Annotated in this window: 3 protein-coding genes; all 3 read right to left on the reverse strand. The window is 61.3% G+C overall.

The genetic code is table 11. The features are described from left to right. Positions 1 to 188: aldehyde dehydrogenase family protein (locus HX846_RS32060; protein ID WP_178966941.1), on the reverse strand; the 188-nt coding region annotated here is incomplete at its 3' end. Then, a complete protein-coding gene (locus tag HX846_RS32065; protein ID WP_102606526.1) occupies positions 185 to 1,219 on the reverse strand; it encodes an aldo/keto reductase in 1,035 nt (344 codons plus the stop codon). The genes HX846_RS32060 and HX846_RS32065, both read right to left, overlap by 4 nt. 10 nt (positions 1,220 to 1,229) lie before the next feature. Further along, entirely contained in the window at positions 1,230 to 1,742 is a 513-nt protein-coding gene (fae, locus tag HX846_RS32070; protein WP_003212394.1) for a formaldehyde-activating enzyme, read from the reverse strand. Positions 1,743 to 2,188 lie beyond the last annotated feature (446 nt).

Consider the following 2,188-nt stretch of genomic DNA (forward strand, 5'->3'; position numbering starts at 1 on the left):
GCGGTGAGCTTGCGCCAGGCCGGCAACGCGCGGTTGGCGGCGGCAATGGCCAGGTTGGTTTCTTCAGCCCCGGCGCGTTGTACTTCGGCGATCTGCGCACCATTGGCCGGGTTGCACACCGGGTAGACCGGCCCACCGCTGGACCATTGGCCATCAATGAAATTGCCTGTGCGAATCAGCGGGTTCATGCCACGGCCTCTATCAGGTTAAAACGGTCCAGGCCCGGACGGGCGCTGCGCAAGATGCGTTTGCCGGCGGTGTAGTCGTTGATCACATCGCAGGGCGTGTAGTTGCGTTCCAGCTCGTGCAGTTCTTCGGCATCCAGTTGGGTGTCGAGGGCTGCAAGCGCGCTATCAAATTGTGCGGTGGTGTCGGCGCCCACCAGCATCACGTCCACACCCGGATGATTGGCCACCCAGGCCTGGGCAATCTGTGCGTTGGACACGCCACGGGCACGGGCCACACGTTGCACCGAGTGGGCGATGTCGAACGACGCCTGGTCGCTGTACATCTGCTGGGTGAAGAAGTCGGTCTGGTTGCGGGTCGACTGCACTTCGCCGGTGAGCAAGCCACGGGCCAGCGGGCTGAACACCGACACGCCCAGGCCCTGGTCGCGGCAGAACGGGATCATCTCGCGCTCTTCCTCGCGGTAGGCGCAGTTCAGTTGCAGCTGCATGTTGATCGGCTTGACCCAGCCGTTGCGCTCGCAGGCCATGAGGATTTTTGCCAGTTGCCCGGTGAGCATGGTCGACACGCCGATGTAGCGCGCCTTGCCGGAACGCACGATGTCGTTGAGGGCGCCCATGGTTTCTTCCACCGGGGTGTTCACGTCGAAGTAATGCAGCATGAACACGTCGACGTAATCCATGCCAAGGCGGCTCAGGGAGGCGTCGATGCTGTCCATGATGTGCTTGCGCGAATGGCCGCTGGCATTGATGCCGCTGCGGGTGCCGTAGCCGACCTTGGTGGTGACCACGATGTCTTCACGGCGCGCAACGCGCTTGAGGATGCGCCCGACCACTTCCTCGCCGACGCCTGCGGAGTAGAAGTCCGCCAGGTCGATGAAGTTGACGCCGTTGGCCAGGGCATGGGCAACGATGGGTTCGCTTTGTTTCTCGTCGAAAATCCACGGCTTCCAGTCCGGGGTGCCCATGTTCATGGTACCCAGGCACAGGCGCGAGACTTGCAGGCCGGAGTTGCCCAAACGGATGTATTGCATGGGAATGTCCTCAGGCTTTTGGCGTGTAGAAAGGGTTGCTGATGTGGTTGACCACATCCGCCAGTTGCGCGGTGTGCGGCAAGCCTGTGAGGGCGGCGCGGATCGCGGTGCGGCAGGCGTTGTAGTTGTTCAGGTAGACCGCATCCAGGTCATCGCAGGCCGGGTTGACCCAGTTGGCGGTGACAATCGCCCACTCGTCCTCGGCTTCCGGCGGCAGGGTGCCGTCGAGCAGGGCTTCGAGCACTGCCTTGGCGATCCCGGCCTGGGACGCGCCCCAGGTGGCATTGCCGTGCAGGTCGCTGCCGATGGCGGCCTTGTTGACGTAGAGGGTCATGGGTTTGACCGGGATGTTCGGCTGGGCAATCACCATGAACGGGCAATGGCCCTGGCTTGGCGACGCCAAACTGTTGGCAAACGCCTGGCCGGCCGGACCGTTGCGCGGGCCGATGAGGATGTTGATGTGGGCAGCATTGACGCCTGGGCCTTCGAAGCCTTCGCCGATGTACAGATCAAGTGCTTTCATTTCGCAAACGCTCTTTTTTGTTATGGGGAGCTGGTTGGCGAATTTTTAGCACTGGCCCGGGTAGCGGCCGTAACCATTAAAAGTCATGGCGCTGTGAGTTTTAGTCATGGCCCTGCGACCATCGGCCTGGTCTTGTGCGTTGACCATCGTTGTTACACCCCATATAGTGTGCCCACAAACACAGACAACCACTACATAGTGTGCAACAACGCTGAACACCGACCACACTATGCGCCGTATTTCAATGCCTTGAAGCCTGCAAAACGCACATTTTTGAACACGCTGGGTGAATCGAAGCCCACGCCGTCAGACGGACCACGAAGGAGCAATTCAATGCTGAGTTGGGATGAAGCAGATCAACCAGACACCGGTGACGTAGTCATCCGGGGCGCCAACGCCGGCCACGCCACCGAAGCCAACATGGACCGCCTCGACGGTGCCGGCGC

The organism is Pseudomonas sp. K5002, from assembly GCF_013386655.1.
GTDB lineage: Bacteria > Pseudomonadota > Gammaproteobacteria > Pseudomonadales > Pseudomonadaceae > Aquipseudomonas.